Source organism: Collimonas antrihumi (assembly GCF_018304965.1).
GTDB lineage: Bacteria > Pseudomonadota > Gammaproteobacteria > Burkholderiales > Burkholderiaceae_D > Collimonas > Collimonas antrihumi.
The window spans coordinates 1-17,100 of the sequence record NZ_JAGQED010000006.1; the positions used below are offsets into that span (position 1 = coordinate 1).

At 56.4% G+C, this 17,100-nt stretch carries 14 protein-coding genes and 1 pseudogene; 9 read left to right on the forward strand and 6 right to left on the reverse strand.

Going from position 1 to position 17,100, the window contains the following annotated elements:
* Positions 1 to 552 precede the first annotated feature (552 nt).
* Both KHU29_RS07415 and KHU29_RS07420 read left to right on the forward strand, forming a co-directional pair.
* Entirely contained in the window at positions 553 to 1,251 is a 699-nt protein-coding gene (locus KHU29_RS07415) for a dienelactone hydrolase family protein (protein WP_211452209.1), read from the forward strand.
* A gap of 524 nt (positions 1,252 to 1,775) precedes the next feature.
* On the forward strand, positions 1,776 to 5,513 hold the full coding sequence (locus tag KHU29_RS07420) for a transporter substrate-binding domain-containing protein (RefSeq protein WP_211452210.1): 3,738 nt from the start codon (positions 1,776 to 1,778) through the stop codon (positions 5,511 to 5,513).
* A 134-nt stretch (positions 5,514 to 5,647) separates the two neighbouring features.
* On the opposite strand, the gene KHU29_RS07425 is transcribed toward KHU29_RS07420, so the two are convergent.
* Positions 5,648 to 7,489 (reverse strand): TRAP transporter large permease, encoded by a 1,842-nt coding sequence (locus KHU29_RS07425; RefSeq protein WP_211452362.1) that lies wholly within the window; start codon positions 7,487 to 7,489, stop codon positions 5,648 to 5,650.
* Between the two features lie 26 nt (positions 7,490 to 7,515).
* Positions 7,516 to 8,568 carry a TRAP transporter substrate-binding protein gene (locus tag KHU29_RS07430; protein ID WP_211452211.1) on the reverse strand — a complete coding sequence of 351 codons (1,053 nt, stop codon included), beginning with the start codon at positions 8,566 to 8,568 and terminating at the stop codon, positions 7,516 to 7,518.
* Positions 8,569 to 8,831: 263 nt separating this feature from the next.
* Between KHU29_RS07430 and KHU29_RS07435 the strand changes: the two genes are divergently transcribed.
* From KHU29_RS07435 to KHU29_RS07455, 5 genes are all read left to right on the forward strand, one after another.
* Complete coding sequence (locus tag KHU29_RS07435) at positions 8,832 to 9,752, forward strand: LysR substrate-binding domain-containing protein (protein ID WP_211452212.1); 921 nt, start codon at positions 8,832 to 8,834, stop codon at positions 9,750 to 9,752.
* A 342-nt stretch (positions 9,753 to 10,094) separates the two neighbouring features.
* Entirely contained in the window at positions 10,095 to 11,462 is a 1,368-nt protein-coding gene (locus tag KHU29_RS07440) for an NAD(P)H-dependent oxidoreductase (RefSeq protein ID WP_211452213.1), read from the forward strand.
* 8 nt (positions 11,463 to 11,470) lie between these two features.
* Positions 11,471 to 11,806 (forward strand): putative quinol monooxygenase, encoded by a 336-nt coding sequence (locus KHU29_RS07445; RefSeq protein ID WP_246541669.1) that lies wholly within the window; start codon positions 11,471 to 11,473, stop codon positions 11,804 to 11,806.
* Entirely contained in the window at positions 11,803 to 12,690 is an 888-nt protein-coding gene (locus tag KHU29_RS07450) for an NAD(P)-dependent oxidoreductase (protein WP_211452214.1), read from the forward strand. The genes KHU29_RS07445 and KHU29_RS07450 overlap by 4 nt, the downstream gene beginning before the upstream one ends.
* 122 nt (positions 12,691 to 12,812) lie before the next feature.
* Entirely contained in the window at positions 12,813 to 13,349 is a 537-nt protein-coding gene (locus KHU29_RS07455; RefSeq protein ID WP_211452215.1) for a DUF2058 domain-containing protein, read from the forward strand.
* Positions 13,350 to 13,473: 124 nt separating this feature from the next.
* Here the strand turns inward: KHU29_RS07455 and KHU29_RS07460 are convergent.
* The 4 genes and pseudogenes from KHU29_RS07460 to KHU29_RS07475 all read right to left on the reverse strand — a co-directional run.
* Positions 13,474 to 13,746, reverse strand: a pseudogene (locus tag KHU29_RS07460) (GNAT family N-acetyltransferase); the annotation flags it as partial.
* Positions 13,747 to 13,872: 126 nt separating this feature from the next.
* Positions 13,873 to 14,235 carry a type II toxin-antitoxin system PemK/MazF family toxin gene (locus KHU29_RS07465; protein WP_211452217.1) on the reverse strand — a complete coding sequence of 121 codons (363 nt, stop codon included), beginning with the start codon at positions 14,233 to 14,235 and terminating at the stop codon, positions 13,873 to 13,875.
* The gene (locus KHU29_RS07470; RefSeq protein WP_211452218.1) at positions 14,235 to 14,489 is read right to left on the reverse strand and encodes an AbrB/MazE/SpoVT family DNA-binding domain-containing protein; all 255 of its coding nucleotides are present in this window, start codon (positions 14,487 to 14,489) and stop codon (positions 14,235 to 14,237) included. The genes KHU29_RS07465 and KHU29_RS07470 overlap by 1 nt, the downstream gene beginning before the upstream one ends.
* A gap of 188 nt (positions 14,490 to 14,677) precedes the next feature.
* Positions 14,678 to 15,268, reverse strand: coding sequence for a substrate-binding domain-containing protein (locus tag KHU29_RS07475; RefSeq protein ID WP_211452364.1), 591 nt, complete (start codon positions 15,266 to 15,268; stop codon positions 14,678 to 14,680).
* Here KHU29_RS07475 and KHU29_RS07480 point away from each other — a divergent pair.
* Together KHU29_RS07480 and KHU29_RS07485 are read left to right on the forward strand one after the other, a co-directional pair.
* Positions 15,255 to 15,548 (forward strand): hypothetical protein, encoded by a 294-nt coding sequence (locus KHU29_RS07480; protein ID WP_246541674.1) that lies wholly within the window; start codon positions 15,255 to 15,257, stop codon positions 15,546 to 15,548. The two genes, KHU29_RS07475 and KHU29_RS07480, sit on opposite strands and share 14 nt — an antisense overlap.
* Before the next feature lie 106 nt (positions 15,549 to 15,654).
* Entirely contained in the window at positions 15,655 to 17,100 is a 1,446-nt protein-coding gene (locus tag KHU29_RS07485) for an MFS transporter (RefSeq protein WP_211452219.1), read from the forward strand.

Here is a 17,100-nt window from a genome sequence, read left to right on the forward strand (position 1 = left end):
ACATCGTCGGCTTCTACAACAACGAACGTTTGCATTCAGTTCTGGGCAATCTGCCGCCCTCCGTCTACGAACGGAACATGGCAGCAAACAAACCTATCGTCGTGTCCGAATTTACTTGACCACTACAGACTGATTATTGCCGATGCACCGGCAATGCCAATTCCCAGCAGGGTCTGTCGACGTGTGTTATTCATTGGGTGAGGTGGTTGAAGTCGCTCATATATAAGTAGGGTGCAGGTAGGGTGCAGGTAGGGTGCAGGTAGGGTGCAGGTAGGGTGCAGGTAGGGTGCAGGTAGGGTGGGCAGGTTTTTTTGCCCACGCTGAATTCACTTCTCAGAAGATTGACGTTCCGCGTGGGCACAGGCGCCCACCCTACCCAGGTCCCACGCAACTCGTCGTCCTGGTATCTGGTAGCATGTTATCCGGGCATTGACTTGTACCGATACAGAGGTTCGTCCCAGGTACAGATGAAACCAGATAATTTCTGCTGCCGCAAGCCCGGCTTCCCCCCAAACACACCGATTTTTATTTCTCGCATAGAGAGGACCCATCATGAGCGTTACCACCAAATGGATCGACATCAAGGCCGCCGACGGTGCCTTCGGCGCTTACCTGGCCATCCCGCACACCGGTAAAGGCCCCGGTATCGTACTGATCCAGGAAATTTTCGGCGTCAACGAGCACATCCGTTCGGTCGCCGAGCAATACGCTGCCGACGGCTACATGGTATTGGTGCCGGATTTGTTTTGGCGCAGCGGCCACCGCATCGAATTGACTTATGACGACGCCGGCTGGAAACAAGCCTACGATCTGATGAAAGCTACCGACGTCACCAAGGCGCAATCGGATATCGCACTGACTGTTGCGGCCCTGAAGGCCCAGCCCGGGCTGGACGGCAAGCTGGCCGCCATCGGTTATTGTTTCGGCGGCTTGCTTGCGTATCTCACGGCGGCCGACGGCCTGGTCGATGCGGCGATCGCGTATTACGGCGGCGGTATCCAGAATCAATTGCAGCGCGCCGACGACATCAAGGTGCCGCTGCTGATGCATTTCGGCGGTGCGGACAGCCATATTTCAATGGACGCCGTGCAGAGCATTGCCGAGCGCTTCGAAAACAATGAGGATGTCGAGGTCCACATCTATCCGGGTGCCGAACATGGTTTCAATTGTTCACACCGGTCCAGCTATAACCAGCGCGCCGCGGCAGAAGCACATGGCAACTCCCTGACTTTCCTGAGCGACAACTTGTAAGGAATGACCGCTGGCGGCCTTTGCGGCTGCGAGTTTAAAAAGCGCTTCTCGGGGTAATGCCGTTCAGTTAAGACGCCAGAGATATCTCCGTCATGCGTCGTTCCCGCGAACGCGGGAATCCATTTTCATTGTTTCACTCGGTAATTTGGATCTCCGCGTTCGCTGGGATGACGGAGCCGCCGTGGCGGCTGGCCACGTCATATCACTTAACTGAACGGCATTGGCTCCTCGGGGCGCTTTTTTCATGGTGCGGCGATTTTGCCTACATCACATTGGGAAAATTCCGATATCTATTCCAAATCGAATATCGGACCATACGAACCGGCCTGCCAGGCAAGTTCATAGAGAAATCATGTCAGGGAAATCGGCGTTGACTGACCCCATTCAGTATTGTTACGCGCCAGTAGAGTGTTGTATGGCAATATTGTGTCAATGTGACCATAAAAAATGTCGCGACGGACAAGTCGCCAGATGACGAACATCTCATGAGTCATATTTCATAGACAGATCTTGCGGAGTATAGCTTGGGTAAAATTTTGATCGTCGAGCATCACTCAATCATCCCGCTGGCAATGCGGGCCTTCGCACGGTATATGCTGTGCGCGTTGGCGGTCTGCGCGTTTAGTCTGACTGCAATCACGGCTCAAGGCGCCGACCGTGAGGAAAAGCCCCTCACATTGTTGGGACGTTCCAACTTGGATCAACTTCATTTCAAATTGTCTGGGGACGATTGGGCGTGGCTGGGACGCAAGCGCGAACTCGTGCTCGGGACTGCTGCCCCCGATTTCCCGCCGTTTGATATCACTACCAGTGGCCGCGACTACGAAGGCATCACCGCAGACTACATGGCTATCCTGGGAAAAATAATGGGAGTCAAAGTCAGTGTGCTGCAGTATCCGACACGCGCGGCTGTGCTGAACGCTTTGGCCAATGGCCAGATTGATTTGCTGGGCACTGTAAACAATATCGACGCCAGTGATCGTCGCTTCGTCCTTTCTTCGTCGTATGCTCCCGATCGCCTGGCATTAGTCACTCGCATTGACGAACAACGCGAGATCGGCACCGGCGCCGGCCTGCGCCTGGCGATGGCGGCCGACTATCGCTCACCTGACGCCAGCAAAAAATTATATCCCGACGCAAAATTGGAAGTCTACGCTAGCAATCAAGCCGCGATGGCGAGCGTGGCATATGGCCAGGCAGACATGTTTCTCGGCGATGCCACCTCGGCAAATTATCTGATCACCACAAGTTATTTCAATCAACTTCATTTGGACACGGTGATTCCCGCTGGCGGCAGCGGCTTTGGTTTTGCCATGCGCAAAGAAGATCAACAGTTACTACGCGCGATTAACACGATGCTTGGCGCTATCCCGAAAGAAGAAAGCAGCACGATCGAGCGTCGCTGGAGTCTGGGCAGTGAAGCGTATTTGTCGAGTGCGACATTGGATTTGACCTCGCGTGAGCGGCGCTGGATAGACCAGCATCGCAAAATACGTGTATTGGTCGATGACCAATTTGCACCGCTGACCTTCTTTGAAAAAAATGGCAGGGTATTAGGTCTCACGGCGGATATCTTGCGGCTGATCAGGCTGCGTACCGGATTGGAATTCGAGGTTGTGCGCAGCAAATCGATCACCGGGTTGACGCAGCAATTGCTTGATGGGGATGCGGATTTGATCGCCACGCAGGGCATTAGTGAAGAACGCAGGGATAAAATCGACTTCACGCGTCCTTATTTTGTTAATCCATTTGTCTTGGTGACGCGGATAGGTAAAGATGCGCCGCGCAGCCTTGACGATATGAATGGCCATACGCTGGCACTGTTGAAAGATCATCCGCCGTTACCGATGTTGCGGCAAAAATACCCGGGGATTCGCCTGCTGTTTGTGGCAAATGCATTTGAAGCCTTGGATAAGTTGAAACAGGGTAAGGCTGACGGCGCCATTTTTATTCATGCCGGCGCCAATTTTTTCATTGGCCGTTATTTCAAAGATGATCTGCGGGTTGCCACTGCGGTGGGGGATGAGCCGTCGCGCATTGCTTTTGGCGTGCGTTACAAGACACCGGAATTACGCACGATTCTCGATAAAGCATTATTAACCATCTCACCAGAAGAATTAACCACAATGGCAAGCCGGTGGCACAGCAATGACGCGGTCCCGACAGGCACGTGGAACAACTACCGTGGTTACATCTACCAAATCATCGGCGGCGCCGCATTGCTGGCGATGGGTTTGTTGGCATGGATATTCTATTTGCGCCGCCAGATAACCCGGCGCAAGCTCGCCCAGCTCACCTTGAGCGATCAATTGGAATTCGTGCGCGCCATGATTGACGGCACCCCTCATCCTATTTACGTATTTGATATTCATGGCCGGATGCTCCAATGCAATCGCGCTTATCTGAGTTTCTTTGATGTCGAACCTGAGCAGGTGTTGGGGAAGAATCTGCGAGACTTATCGTATATTCCCAATGCAAATGCCGACAAATACCGGCTTGTCTATCAGGAAATGCTGCGAACCGGCACCCCGTATTTCGAGGAGATCGAGGTCCCCGCACGCGGCAGCGTGTTCCGCATTTATCGCTGGCTGTTTCCTTACAAGGATTCGCAGGGAAATACGGTGGGCGTCATCGGCGGTTGGATAGACATCACTGAACGAGACCATCTGATGCAGGAACTGGTGAGTGCGAAGATCCAGGCTGACGAAGCCAGTCTTGCCAAGAGCACCTTCCTGGCCACCATGAGTCACGAAATCCGCACCCCTATGAACGCCATTATCGGTATGCTCGAACTCTCGCTCAAGTATGCCGATCAAGGACGTTTGGAGCGTTCATCAATTGAGGTAGCCTATAACTCGGCCAATTCATTGCTAGGGCTGATCGGCGATATCCTGGATATCGCCAAGATAGAGTCCGGCAAGCTCGATCTATTTCCGCAACGCGCTAATCTGCGTGAACTGATTGAATCGGTGGTGCGCGTGTTTGATGGCGTGGCGCGGCAAAAGGGCTTGATCCTGCGGCTGCAGATCGATTCGCGGATCCAGGGCGATGTCTTGATCGATCCGCAACGCTTTACGCAGATCGCTTTTAATTTGATCGGCAATGCGATCAAATTTACCGGCCAGGGATCGATCCAGGTTCGCCTGGACGGCGAAATCAAGGGAGCGGATCGTCTCCAGATCCGCCTGAGCGTGGAAGATACCGGAATTGGCATCAGCGCAGAAGATCAGGAAAAGCTGTTCTTGCCGTTTTCCCAGGTCGGGGCAACAAAAAGCCAGGCAAATTCAGGTACCGGACTGGGGCTGGTGATCAGTCGTAAGCTGATTGAAATGATGGGTGGGCAATTGCAGCTCTCCAGCGAACCGGGATTGGGAACCTTGATTATGGTGACCGTATCCGTGTTGAAGCTGGAACCCGTAGCCGCGCCAGTCCATCCGGCGATTGCGGGATCGGGGCCGGCGCAGCCCGCCGGCAGATTGAGCGTGCTGGTGGTCGATGATCACGTACCGAACCGCATGGTGATTACGCAGCAGCTGCAGTTCCTTGGTCATGATGTGACCATCGCAGAGGAGGGCGAAGCGGCGTTGAAATTGTGGGCGCCGGCATTGTTCGATCTGGTTCTCACCGACTGCAACATGCCAGTGATTGACGGCTATGAACTGGCCCGAGCCATTCGCAAAATCGAACAAGCACATCCGGATATCAGGAAATGCACGATTTTCGGCTTCACCGCCAACGCCCAGGCCGAAGAAATCGTCCGGTGCCGCGAGGCGGGCATGGACGATTGCCTGTTTAAACCGATCGGCTTGGAAACTCTCCGTAGTCGCCTGGAGGCATTAGAGACTATCCGCCTGCCGGTACCTACTGGCGGTAGCGGAAAAGTGTCACCGTTGCCGGCCGCAGAAGGAAGCGTGTTCGATGGCGCCGCGCTGGATAAGCTAACCGGGGGTAACGTGGCAATGACTGAAGACTTGTTGAGAGAGATGATTAAATCCAATCAACAGGATCTGATTCAATTAAATGCCCACGCAGAGGGAGAAAAATGGGCCGATGCGGCTGACGTCGCCCACAGGCTAAAAGGTGGAGCACGGATTGCAAAAGCAGATTCTCTCATCGCCGCATGTCTGGCATTGGAGACCGCATGCCGTGAACCGGTCAATATCACCCGGGCACGGGGGAGTGCAGAGATGGTTTATACAGAAATAGGCAAGCTCGAAGCCGCACTAAGCATCGAATTATCCAAACTGGGATCGCTCCCATAATTGCAATACAACGGGAAAAAGTCATCGCCTTTTCAGGACAGCCAGTCGTGCCATTGCCTGGGAAAATGGCAGTGCGGTTTGAATGAGCAGCGTCGTTGTTAACGCTGCTCCCCACGCTTTCCATGGTTTCACTATCAAAGGAATCCGATCGATATCCAGGGAATGAAAGTTATTGCAATCAATCCCAACAACAACATCCCGAGATACAGCCAGATGCGCTTCAATGCGACTTCCGGTTTCACTTCGCCGATGATACAGGCGGCGTAATAGCAAAGACCGAACGGCGGAGCAAAGACACCGAGGCCCATCGCCAGGATCACTACCATCGCATAGTGGATTTCATGAATGCCCAGCTGGCGCGCCACCGGGAACAGCAAAGGCCCGAACAGCACGATGGCGGGAATCCCTTCCAGTACGCTACCCAGCGCGATAAAGGCAACGATGGATATCAGCAAGAAACCGGTAGCGCCGCCCGGAACGACGGACATCATCGCCGCCAGGTCATGCGAAAAACCGGATTGGGTCAATGCCCAGCCCATCGCGCTGGCGGCGCCGACGATGAACAGAATCGCTCCCGATAGCGCCGCGGTCTGTACCAGAATCGGCAAGGCCATGTGCCACTTCAGGCTGCCGCGATAGATGATCAGTCCCACAACCAGCGAATAGGCGATGCCGATGGTCGACACCTCGGTCGCAGTCGCCACACCTTCCACCACTGCCGTGCGGATGACAAACGGCAGCAGCAGGGCAGGCAAGGCAATCGCGAATGTCTTCAGCACATGTTTGAGTGGCGCACGGCCGGTCTCTACATGATCCGGTCCGGCGCGCCACCAGGCGACAACGGCCAGCACGATCGCCATCACAATAGCGGGCAGGATGCCGGCGGTAAACAGTGCTGCGATCGAAATGCCGGTGACCGAGGCAATCGCGATCAGCACCAGCGACGGCGGGATGGTTTCGCTCATTGCGCCGGAAGCCGCCAAGAGCGAAATCAATTCGCTGTCCTGCATGCCGCGCTTGCGCATTTCGGGAAACAGCACTGGCGCGACTGCCGCCATATCTGCGGTTTTGGAACCGGAGATGCCGGACACCAGCAGCATTGCGCCAAGCAGCACATATGACATGCCGCCGCGCACATGACCCACCAGCGCCGCCAGAAATTCAACCATGACGCGCGCCAGTCCGGTGGCATGCACCAGCTGGCCCAGCAGCACGAACATCGGCACCGCCAGCAGGATCAGGCTGCTCATGCCTTCATCCATGCGGCCGACAACGATCACGACCGGGGTTGAGGTGGTTGTCAGCAGATAGGCACAGGTGGCCGTGGCGAAAGCAAAGGCAATCGGCGCACCGGCCATCACTGCCGCGCCAAGCACGCCGATGAAGAAAATCGGCAAGGCGCTCTGACCCATCGCCGTCAGCATCGGCGCCGCCAGGTAACAGGTGCCGGCAACGATTGCCAGCAGCGCGGCGACACTGATGATGTCCCGCTTGTTGTGATGCATCAAACGCAGGCCGCAACTGGCAAAAGCGATCAGGAAGCCGACCGGCAACGCCAGCGCCCGCACCGTGCCGCTCCAGCCAAGGGCCGGCGTTTCGACGAAACCCTGGTCCTCGACGTAGTCGAAGCTCGGATGCAGCAGCATCGCCAGCAGGACGGCGGTAATGCCGACCGCCAGGGTTTCGGCCCATGCCTGCGCGCGCGGCGACAGCTTCGAGACAAAGAAAGTCAACCGCATATGGCATGAACGCTGTACCGCCAATGTGCTGCCCAGCATTGCCAGCCACAGGAACAGGATGGATGCCAGTTCGTCGCTCCAGATCAGAGAGCTATGCAGCACCGAACGGGCGATGATACCGATGAACAGCAGCGCCACCTCGGCAACCAGCACGCCGGCAGTGACGATTTCGACCGATTTCTCCAGCCAATGCTGAACGTTATCCAACAGTTTCCCGGTCGGCCCGTTCAGCGGCATCGGCGGCGCCACGCTATGCACCGCGCTCACGACATTTTCCCTACGGTGGCCTCCAGCGCAGCCCACGGGGCAGCGCCGAATTTATCGCGCCATTCCTTGTAAAAGCCTGCGTCGGACAGCGCCTTGCGGAAAGATTCGCGATTGGCGGTGTCGAAAATGATGCCTCTCTTGGTCAACTGTTCTTTCAGCGTTCTGTTGAGCTGTTCGACGTCGCCGCGTTGTTCCATGCTGGCGCGGTCGAATTCACGCTGCACGATTTTCTTCAGGTCGTCCGGCAGGTTGGCGTAGGCGCGGCGATTTCCCAGAAGCCAGAACGGGTCCCAGATGTGATTGGTCTGGCTGATGTATTTCTGCACCTCATACAGTTTTCCGGACTCGATGGCGACCAGGCCGTTTTCCTGGCCATCGACCAGTTTGGTTTGCAGCGCGGTGTACAACTCGTTGAAGTTGATTGAGGTCGGATTCGCGCCCAGCGATTTGAACAGCGAAGTAAACATCGGCGATACCGGAACGCGGATGCGGTAGCCCTGCAGATCGGCCGGCGTTTTGATCGGCTTGGTCGCCGACGAAATCTGGCGGAAGCTGTTGTCGCTTGCTTTCGATACCGAGACGAAGCCGCTCTTGTCGATCTGCGCGCGGATCAGTTTGCCGAGCTCGCCATCGACGCTGCTCCATACCTGCTGATAATCGGAATAGGCAAAACCGACATTGGTGATCGCGGCAAGCGGCACCACCGTCGAAAGAACCGATCCGGCGATGTTGAGAAATTCGACGCCGCCTGAGCGGACCTGGGTCAACAGATCGGTATCGGAGCCTAACTGGCTGGCCGGGAAGAAACGGATATCGATACGCCCGGAAGTGGCTTCCCGAATGCGGTCGGTAGCTTGTTTCAGGCGGGCGTTGATCGGCTGGTCGAGCGACTGCCCGGTGGCCAGCTTGTAGTTGAATTCGGCAGCGCGCGCAGGGCGTGACCAGACCGTAAATAACGGCAATGTCGCAGCCGCAGTCAGTATGGTGCGGCGTTTGGCGGAAGGCAGGGTAGACGATGAGTCGCCACCCGGCGGTTTAGCTTTGTTCATGCTGTTGTCTCCAATTTTTTATAGTCCAAGATCCGGCGCCCAACGCTGATCCATCGATGGATCAGCCGTCTTGCTTCCAGACTAATGCGATGCAGCCTTGGTTAGCTGCTGCAATCGGCAAATATGCCGGTGCATTCGAGATCCCCGGGGTGTCTTCTGCGAGCTTTCCAGGGGAGTTCGTGAATTGAATGTAAAAGATTTGTCGGTGAAGTACAATTAATTTAATTTTGACTATTGTGTAGAAAATTTAAAGAGTCGATTCCATGTATCTTCCTCTTCGCTCCATCAGTGTGTTTAACGCGGTAGCCCGCTCCGGCAGTATTTCCAGCGCAGCGGAGGAACTCAATGTTACGCCATCGGCGGTCAGCCAGCAGATCCAGGCGCTGGAGACCCACCTTGGTACCTCCCTGATGGTCAAGGTCGGGCGAGGGGTGGCGCTCACCGAGGCCGGTGAACGCTATTTTTCGATGATCACAGAGGAAATCGACCGCATATCCGAGGCCACGCAAAGCATACGCGGCCTGCGCCCGGTGACTTTGCTGACGGTAAGGGCAACGCCGACTTTATCGAGCAAGTGGCTGCTGCCACGCCTGCGCTCGTTTCTGGATGCCAACCCGGATCTCGAAGTCCGCCTCAACGGCACCAACGAAGTGACCGATTTCACCCGTGAAACGGTGGACGTTGAAATCCGCCATGGGCGCGGACAGTGGCCGGGTTTGCATACGGAAGGCTTGACCGAAGAATGGTTTTTCCCGGTGTGCCGGCCGGACTATGCCGCTGCCGGCAGCCTGGAAGTGGCCGATGTGGCGCAGCATCGCCTGATTCAGTCGGTGAAGTCCCAGGTGCAATGGCCGTTTTGGTTCTCGATGAGTAAAATCACGCCGCCAAATCAAATCCGGCGTGTGCTGTTCGATCGCAGCCATATGGCAATCGACGCAGCGGCTGACGGCATCGGCCTGGCTTTGGAAAGCAGCCTGATGATGTGGCGTGAGCTACGCGACGGCAGTCTGGTGTGCCCGGTGCGAAATCCGCCTAGAATATCCCAGACCACGCAGTGGATCGTCTGCCCCGTCGATCATCTGCGCAAAAACAAGGTCAGCCTGTTCATCGACTGGCTGCGCGCGGAAGTGGCGCAATGGCAGGCAGAGCAGGCGCAACAATTGAAGTTGCCGTTTCTGGATTAACGTCACATCGAACGCCGTTTCATCCCCCGCGTTCTCCGCCTCCCGTCATTGCCTCCTTTAATTACTTAGGAAAACTAAGTAATTCGATCATAAATGTTAATTGTTTTAACAGGACGTGCTGAGTAAACTTTTTACACGAATCAGGCGAAGTTCCAAATTGCAAGAGAAGCAGTTCGCCCGGTACGTAAGAGTCTGTCGGCTGGCTGGTCCGATGGCGTCGGTTGTTTCGGCGCGGCCGGACCAGGCATTGCGGCAATTTCACGCTTCCCGGCATCGCATCCAAAGCCTAAAACGCGAGAGACAAATGCGATGCCTCCTGTTATTGACGAGAAGGATTTAAAAATGAATCTGTACAGCTTGCTGCGCGAACGCGCGGCGGCCGGCCGCCCGGTGCGCGTCGGTTTGGTTGGCGCCGGTAAATTCGGTTCGATGGTTCTGGCCCAGGCCCAACATATCGAAGGCATGCATATCGTCGGCGTTGCTGATTTGAATGTGGAAAAGGCGCACGCATCGCTGGCGCGCGTCGGCTGGGCTGCGGACAAGTACAAGGCAAAAAGCCTGGGCGAAGCCGTCAAGAACGGCACTACTTGCGTGCTGGAGAATGCGGCGGCGCTGGCCGACTGCGAAGAGATAGAGTGCATCATCGAAGCCACCGGCCATCCGATTGCCGGCGTGCGCCATGCGCTGGCGGCCATTGAAGCGGGCAAGCATGTGGTGATGGTAAATGTAGAAGCGGACGCCATGTGCGGGCCGTTGCTGGCGGCGCGAGCCAAAGCCCGGGGCGTGGTCTACAGCATGGCCTATGGCGACCAGCCGGCGATCATCTGCGAATTGGTCGACTGGGCGCGCTCTTGCGGTTTCGAGCTGGTCTCTGCCGGCAAGGGGATGAACTTCGAGCCGCGCTATCGTTATTCGACGCCGGATACGGTCTGGGGCTTTTTCGGCTGGACCGAAGAAGAGGTCGCCAAGGGCGATTTCAATCCCAAGATGTACAACTCGTTCACCGACGGCACCAAAGCCGCAATCGAAATGGCCGCTGTAGCCAACGGTACCGGTCTCGATTGTCCTGACGACGGCCTGGCGTTTCCGCCGGCCGGCCTGCATGACCTGGCCAGTGTATTCCGTCCGGCGGCAGACGGCGGCCGTCTCTCGCGTAGCGGCCTGGTGGATATCGCCGCCAGCCAGGAACCGGATGGCCGTGAAGTGCTCAACAACATCCGCTATGGCGTATTCGTCACCTTCAAGGCGCCGACTGAATATGCGCGCGCCTGCTTCAAGCAATACGGGCTGCTGGTCGACAAATCCGGCTGGTATGGATCGATGTGGAGACCGTTCCACATGATCGGCCTGGAAACCAGCATCAGTGTGTTGTCGGCTGTGTTGCGCGGCGAAGCCACCGGTTGTTCGAAAGAATTCCGTGGCGATGCGGTAGCGACTGCCAAACGCGATCTGCAAGCTGGCGAAATGCTGGACGGCGAGGGCGGTTACGCTGTATGGGCCAATGCCATCCCTGCTTCGAAGAGTCTGGCAATAGGTGCCTTGCCGATCGGCCTGGCGCACAACGTCAAGCTCAAACGTCCGGTCAAGAAAGACACCATCGTGCGCTTTGAAGATGTCGAACTGGCGCACGATCTGGACGTCGTGAAGCTGCGCCAGGAAATGGAGCGCCATGCACGGGCGAATCTCGGCAGCAGCATCTTGCTGCGCTAGGAGCGGCGATGACAAATGCAATGGAAGTTGCAACCACAGCAACTGCATTTGTCGTCATCGCAGAGTTCGAGGTCAAATCCGCTTGCGTGGCGGATTTCCTCGCGCTCGCGCATGACGACGCGCGGCATTCGGTAGCTGACGAAGCCGGTTGCCGGCAGTTCGATGTAGTTTGTTTCCCGGACTCGACGCGGGTTCTGTTCTATGAAGTCTATGCCGATCGCGCTGCTTTCGATGCGCATCTGCAAACACCGCATCTGGCGCGTTTCAAGGCTGGCTTTCCTACCTGTATCGAGCGTGAGTTGCCGGTACGTTTTGGCGTCCTGGCGGCGGGAGCCGCAGCATGACGGCGCCGCTCACAATCGGGTTTGTCGGCACCGGCATCATGGGATATCCGATGGCGCGCCATCTCGTGCAAGCTGGCTATCACGTACAGGCCTGGAATCGTACCAGGCAAAAAGCACAGCGGCTTGGCGAGTTCGGCGCCTCAGTGGTCACCGAAACCAGAGATGTGGTGCGCAATGCCGACGCGCTGGTGTGCATGCTCAGTTCTGGCCCCAGCTGCGATGAAATCCTGCTGGGTGAGCATGGCTTGATCGCGGCCATGCAGCCCGGATCGCTGCTAATCGTGATGAGCTCGATTCCGGTCGAGACCGCGCGCAATCAGGCGCAGCAGGCGGCGGCGCGCGGTATCGCCTACGTCGATGCGCCGGTGTCAGGCGGCGAAAAGGGGGCGATCGAAGCAACACTGGCGATCATGGCCGGCGGCACTGCGGAAGCGTATGAACAGGCGCGCCCGTTGCTGGAAAAAATGGGCCGCCCCACCCATGTCGGACCGGCAGGCTCCGGCGAGTTGGCCAAGCTGGTCAATCAGATGATGGTGGCAAACAACATTGCCAGCGTCGCCGAAGCCATGTTGCTGGCCGAGTGCGGCGGCGCCGATCCCGCCAAAGTAAGAGAGGCGCTGCTAGGTGGCTTTGCCGATTCGACGATATTGCGGCAGCATGCCTTGCGCATGATTTCCGGCGATTTTGTCCCGGGAGGGCCGGCGCGTTATCAGGTCAAGGACACAAGCACCGCAATTCATTTCGCGCGAAGCGTGGGATTGGATTTGCCGATGCTAAACAAGGCCGATCAATTGTTCTCCGACATGCTGGAAAGTGGCGATGGAGATCTGGATCACAGCGGAATCATCCGTGAATTACGTCGCCACAACCATCTTCCAGCATGAGAAGGAGATTCGATGCAACAAGTAGTCCGGCCTGCGGGAGGCGATATTTTTGCTATGCTAGCGTCTTTCCAATGGTCGGCACCGCTATCTGAGCCGGCCACCCTATTTGCGGAGCAGTATATATGGCCTCGTTACAAGAGCAATTTTTGAAAGCCGGCCTGGTCGACAAAAATAAAGTCAAACTGGTCAACCAGGACAAGAACAAGCAGAAGAAGGCCGAGCGTCGGAGCGGCACGACCAGTGTCGACGAAACGCGTCTGGCGGCACTCGAAACACAACGCAAGAATGCCGACCGGGCTCGCGAACTGAACGCCCAGCGCGATGCAGCCGCCACCCAAAAGGCGATCATGGCGCAAATCGCCCAGATGGTGCAGAAAAATCGCCAAAGCAAGGGCGCCGGCGACATCGCCTACAATTTTACCCACGACAAGAAGGTTGAGCGGCTATATGTGTCGGCCGCGGTCCAGGCGCATTTAATGGCCGGGCGCCTGGTGATCATCTGCCAGGGCGATGCCAGAGAATTGGTGCCCAGGATAATCGCCGACAAGATCGCGGAGCGCGATGCCTCGCTCGTCGTGCGGGTGAACAAGACCAGCACCGAGATCGATGCCGACGATCCGTATGCGGCCTTTCAGATTCCGGACGACTTGATGTGGTAGCTTCGGCGCTTGTTATCGCTGAAAAATTTCCTTTTCGCAACTATTGGCGAACATAGAGTCTTAACAGCGATCGCCCCAGATAATGGCCACGACATTATCTGGGGCGATTGACCGGCCTTCATGATCAGGGCGTTTTTGTACTGTCCGGATCGGTGCGCGAGTCCAGATTGAGTTGCAGAAACGCCAGGTCGAGCCACTGGCCGAACTTGGTCCCGACCTCCGTCAGCAGTCCTGCTTCCTCGAAACCGAACTTCTTGTGCAGCGCAATCGAACCGACGTTCTTTGCCTCGATGCCTGCAACCATGACATGCTTGCCGATGGCGCGGGCACGCTCGATGAGGGCCACCATCAACGCCTTGCCGATGCCGCCGCCCTGGCAGTCTGTGCGCACCTGCACGAAAAGTCACCCGAGATGCTGGTGGCGTATGAGCCGGTTAAACACCAGGATAGTGCGGCAGCCCGTGTGTTTGGTAAAACCAACGTCACCATAGCGGTTAATGCCGAAAGCTGCTTTCGTGCTGCCCTATTCGCAAATTGAAATAATTTGATTCAACATTTCACCCGCAAGAATCAGAACTTCTTCCGGTACTTTCTTCCAAGGGTGCGGCTTCGCGTCTCTTAATCGCCAATCGAAGCTTTTGGGCTGATGGGCAAGTACGTAGCTGACCTTACCCTTCCCGCCAATGAATTTCACTGCAAACGGGTTGTTTTCGTTGGACTCCGCCGTTGTCATCGGCAGGCCAATCACGATCCTTGTACGGTCGTTAAATTCTTTTGGCGACAAGACAAGCAACGGGTGAACATCTTTCATTTCTCGCCCGACTTGCGGGTTGCAATCGATCCAAATAATGTCACGGCGCTCTGGCACCCAAATCTTGCTCGCCATCAAAATGCCTCGGCACCAATGCGGCCTGATGCCATCGCTTCACCGCCGTGCTTTTCTGGATCAAACGCTGCCAGCCTTTGCTCAAGCGTGAGTTTCGGTGAACCCTTTCGGTGAACCACTACGCCGAAATCGTCAGTGGTGACTTCTACTGGCTGTCCCGCCACAAAATGCACTTTCCGCGCAATAGCTGCAGGAATTCGCACCGCCAGGCTATTGCCCCATTGTTGAACAGTTAAGGTTGCTGTCTTACTCATAGTAACTCCTTCTATGTAGATACGAGTATATACAAAATGCCTGACGTGTCAACGCGTATATACTTAATGGAGAGACTATAGTCTGTATCCAAAATCCACCATCGCCCTAGAGGCTGTCTTGGCGTGAAAGCCAGAACCAACTTTAGGGGGAGACTTACCGCTGAACACTGCGGGTCATGAGCCGGTAGTTAACTTGATCTTTGCTTTAACTGATCCACAAACCACCTGCCCGCTGGACCAGGCGGCATATCCTTGCGGTATATGGCATGCATGGAAAAGGCTGAGCCAATCGAAGGATGGGCTTCCAGTTCAATCGTCACGAGTGTCCCGCGTGCGATGTCTTCTTCTACCATGTGTTGCGGCATGATGCCCCAACCCAGGCCCGCACGCAAAAAAGCATGCTTGGCGCCCAGGTCTGCAAGTCGCCATATCAGCGGTGACATGACGCCAAAATTACGACCTTCCGTGAGGGTGGATCGGTCCGTCAACACCAGTTGCACATAACCGGCGGCAGTGGCGCGAGGAATCATGCCGCGCAGGCTGGCGAGTGGATGCGAGGGAGACACTACCGCAATGGCAGGAACACTCAATAGATATTCGGATCCGCAATTGCTTGGCACTTCCGGCAGAGAACCGATGATGCCGATCCGGCTGCGGCCATCCAGAACTGGCTGGATTACTGCTCCAAGCGCCTCGACATACAGCCTCAGCGGTGTGATGGGAAATGCGGCATGAAAGGCGCGTACCGCTTCAGTAAGCGCTGCAATGGGATACCGGATCGACGCTTTGGCGTTTCCGCATCAACGCCGCTTGGTTGCTCCCATCGGCGAGACGCAATCTGAACGCAACGGCGTACTCGCATCTGCCACCGGTTTCCCATCCATTGCGATCCCGGCAGGTTTTTCCACGCCAGGTCAGAATGCGCCGCTGGGCGTTCCGGTAGGCATGGAATTTTTTGGCCGCCCCTTTTCCGAAGCTGTCCTTATCAGGCTTGCTTACGCGGCAGAGCAAGCCATTCATGCACGCAAAGCCCCTTATGCAACGCCGGCACTGGAGTGAACGAAGCAAAGAGAATTTTCACGGCCGAACCTAAAACATAAAACGATCCCGGTGGCAAATAGTCCGAGGCACACCTCGGCAACCCCCAAACCTGCAGGAGACAACCATGGGTGCAGAAGTAACGGTTCAAACGTCGAATTCCCCGCAACAGCATGAGCTTGATCGGGCGATGGACGATATCGGTGTAACGGCTTCTCATAAAAAAATCATCTTCATGATCATGCTCGGTGTGATGTTCGACGTATTCGAACAGAACGCCGTGGGATTGATCGGGCCCATGTTGCGCGAGCAATGGGGTATTTCGATTGCACAGATAGGCTTTCTGAATACCCTGACCTTCAGTGCCGCCGCACTCGGGCGCATCGGCTCAGGCTATATCGCCGATCGATACGGCCGGCGCACGATGCTGAGCGCCAACCTGCTGCTGTTCACGTTGGGTGCAATCATTTGCGCACTCGCACCGAACTATACGGTGCTGGCAGCGGGCCGCTTTATTGTCGGCATGGGTCTTGGTGGAGAGATTTCCATTGCCGTGACGATGCTGGCCGAACTGTGCTCCACCCGTTTTCGAGGCACTGCGGTGGGTATGGTCAGCGTGGGCAGCGGCGGGCTCGGCAATATGCTGGCCCCAGCGTTCGGCTTAGCTGTATTCGCCATGTTTCCGGGACCGGACAGCTGGCGCTGGCTGTTCGGCTGCCTGGTCGTGCCTGCCTTCTTCGTGGTGTTCTACCGACGCTTTATTCCGGAGACCCCGCGTTTCCTGTTATCTAAAGGCCGTGTCGACGAAGCTAATCGTGTGTTGTCGATCTTGGCCTCGGGGCGGCTGGGTAAACTTGAGGGACAACCAAAGGCCTATATCAAAGCATGGACGCAAGACAATACCTCGCACCAGAAAGTGCGGCTGCGCGAGGTATTTTCAGGACAGTTAAGGCGCCGCACAATTGCCCTCGGCATTGCGGTTTCGATGACCTATGGCGCCCAGATTTCAGTGTTGACACTAATGCCCACCATCTTGATCGCCCAGGGCTACACCATCTCGAAGAGCTTGATTTTCACGATGGTGATGCAAAGCGGTAGTCTGTTCGGTGCGTTGGCAGCTTCCTATTGCGGCTATCACATCCCGCGCAAGCGCGTGCTGACCGTCGGTGCGGGATTGGCCTGCACTGCCGGTTTGTGCTTCGCTTTCCTCACCTTTAACGTGGCGTTGGTACTGTTATTCGGAGCAGCCTTTACGTTTTGCGTGGTACTCCTCAATACCTCGATCTGGATTTTCGCTCCGGAGCAATATCCGACCCGTGTGCGCGCCTTCGGCACATCTATGATCCTGGCGCTCGGCACACTGGCAGGCGCATTGACGCCGCTGGTCAGTGGCCGAGTGTTCCAGTCTTATGGAGTCGGCGGTATGTTTACCATGCTAGCGGCGATGTATGCAGTGTTTGCGCTGAGCGTGCAATTTGCGCCCGAAACTTTTGGCCGCCCTATGGGCGACACAGCGGACGATGAACAGGCAGATGCCGAGGTGAGCGATGCAGCCGCCGCAAGACAGGTTTGA

Excerpts from the sequence above, each read along its gene's own strand:
- KHU29_RS07415 (WP_211452209.1), top strand. The coding sequence starts at position 553 with ATGAGCGTTACCACCAAATGGATCGACATCAAGGCCGCCGACGGTGCC.
- KHU29_RS07425 (WP_211452362.1), bottom strand. The coding sequence starts at position 7,489 with ATGCCGCTGAACGGGCCGACCGGGAAACTGTTGGATAACGTTCAGCAT.
- KHU29_RS07430 (WP_211452211.1), bottom strand. The coding sequence starts at position 8,568 with ATGAACAAAGCTAAACCGCCGGGTGGCGACTCATCGTCTACCCTGCCT.
- KHU29_RS07435 (WP_211452212.1), top strand. The coding sequence starts at position 8,832 with ATGTATCTTCCTCTTCGCTCCATCAGTGTGTTTAACGCGGTAGCCCGC.
- KHU29_RS07440 (WP_211452213.1), top strand. The coding sequence starts at position 10,095 with ATGAATCTGTACAGCTTGCTGCGCGAACGCGCGGCGGCCGGCCGCCCG.
- KHU29_RS07445 (WP_246541669.1), top strand. The coding sequence starts at position 11,471 with ATGACAAATGCAATGGAAGTTGCAACCACAGCAACTGCATTTGTCGTC.
- KHU29_RS07450 (WP_211452214.1), top strand. The coding sequence starts at position 11,803 with ATGACGGCGCCGCTCACAATCGGGTTTGTCGGCACCGGCATCATGGGA.
- KHU29_RS07455 (WP_211452215.1), top strand. The coding sequence starts at position 12,813 with ATGGCCTCGTTACAAGAGCAATTTTTGAAAGCCGGCCTGGTCGACAAA.
- KHU29_RS07465 (WP_211452217.1), bottom strand. The coding sequence starts at position 14,235 with ATGGCGAGCAAGATTTGGGTGCCAGAGCGCCGTGACATTATTTGGATC.
- KHU29_RS07470 (WP_211452218.1), bottom strand. The coding sequence starts at position 14,489 with ATGAGTAAGACAGCAACCTTAACTGTTCAACAATGGGGCAATAGCCTG.
- KHU29_RS07480 (WP_246541674.1), top strand. The coding sequence starts at position 15,255 with ATGGGATACCGGATCGACGCTTTGGCGTTTCCGCATCAACGCCGCTTG.
- KHU29_RS07485 (WP_211452219.1), top strand. The coding sequence starts at position 15,655 with ATGGGTGCAGAAGTAACGGTTCAAACGTCGAATTCCCCGCAACAGCAT.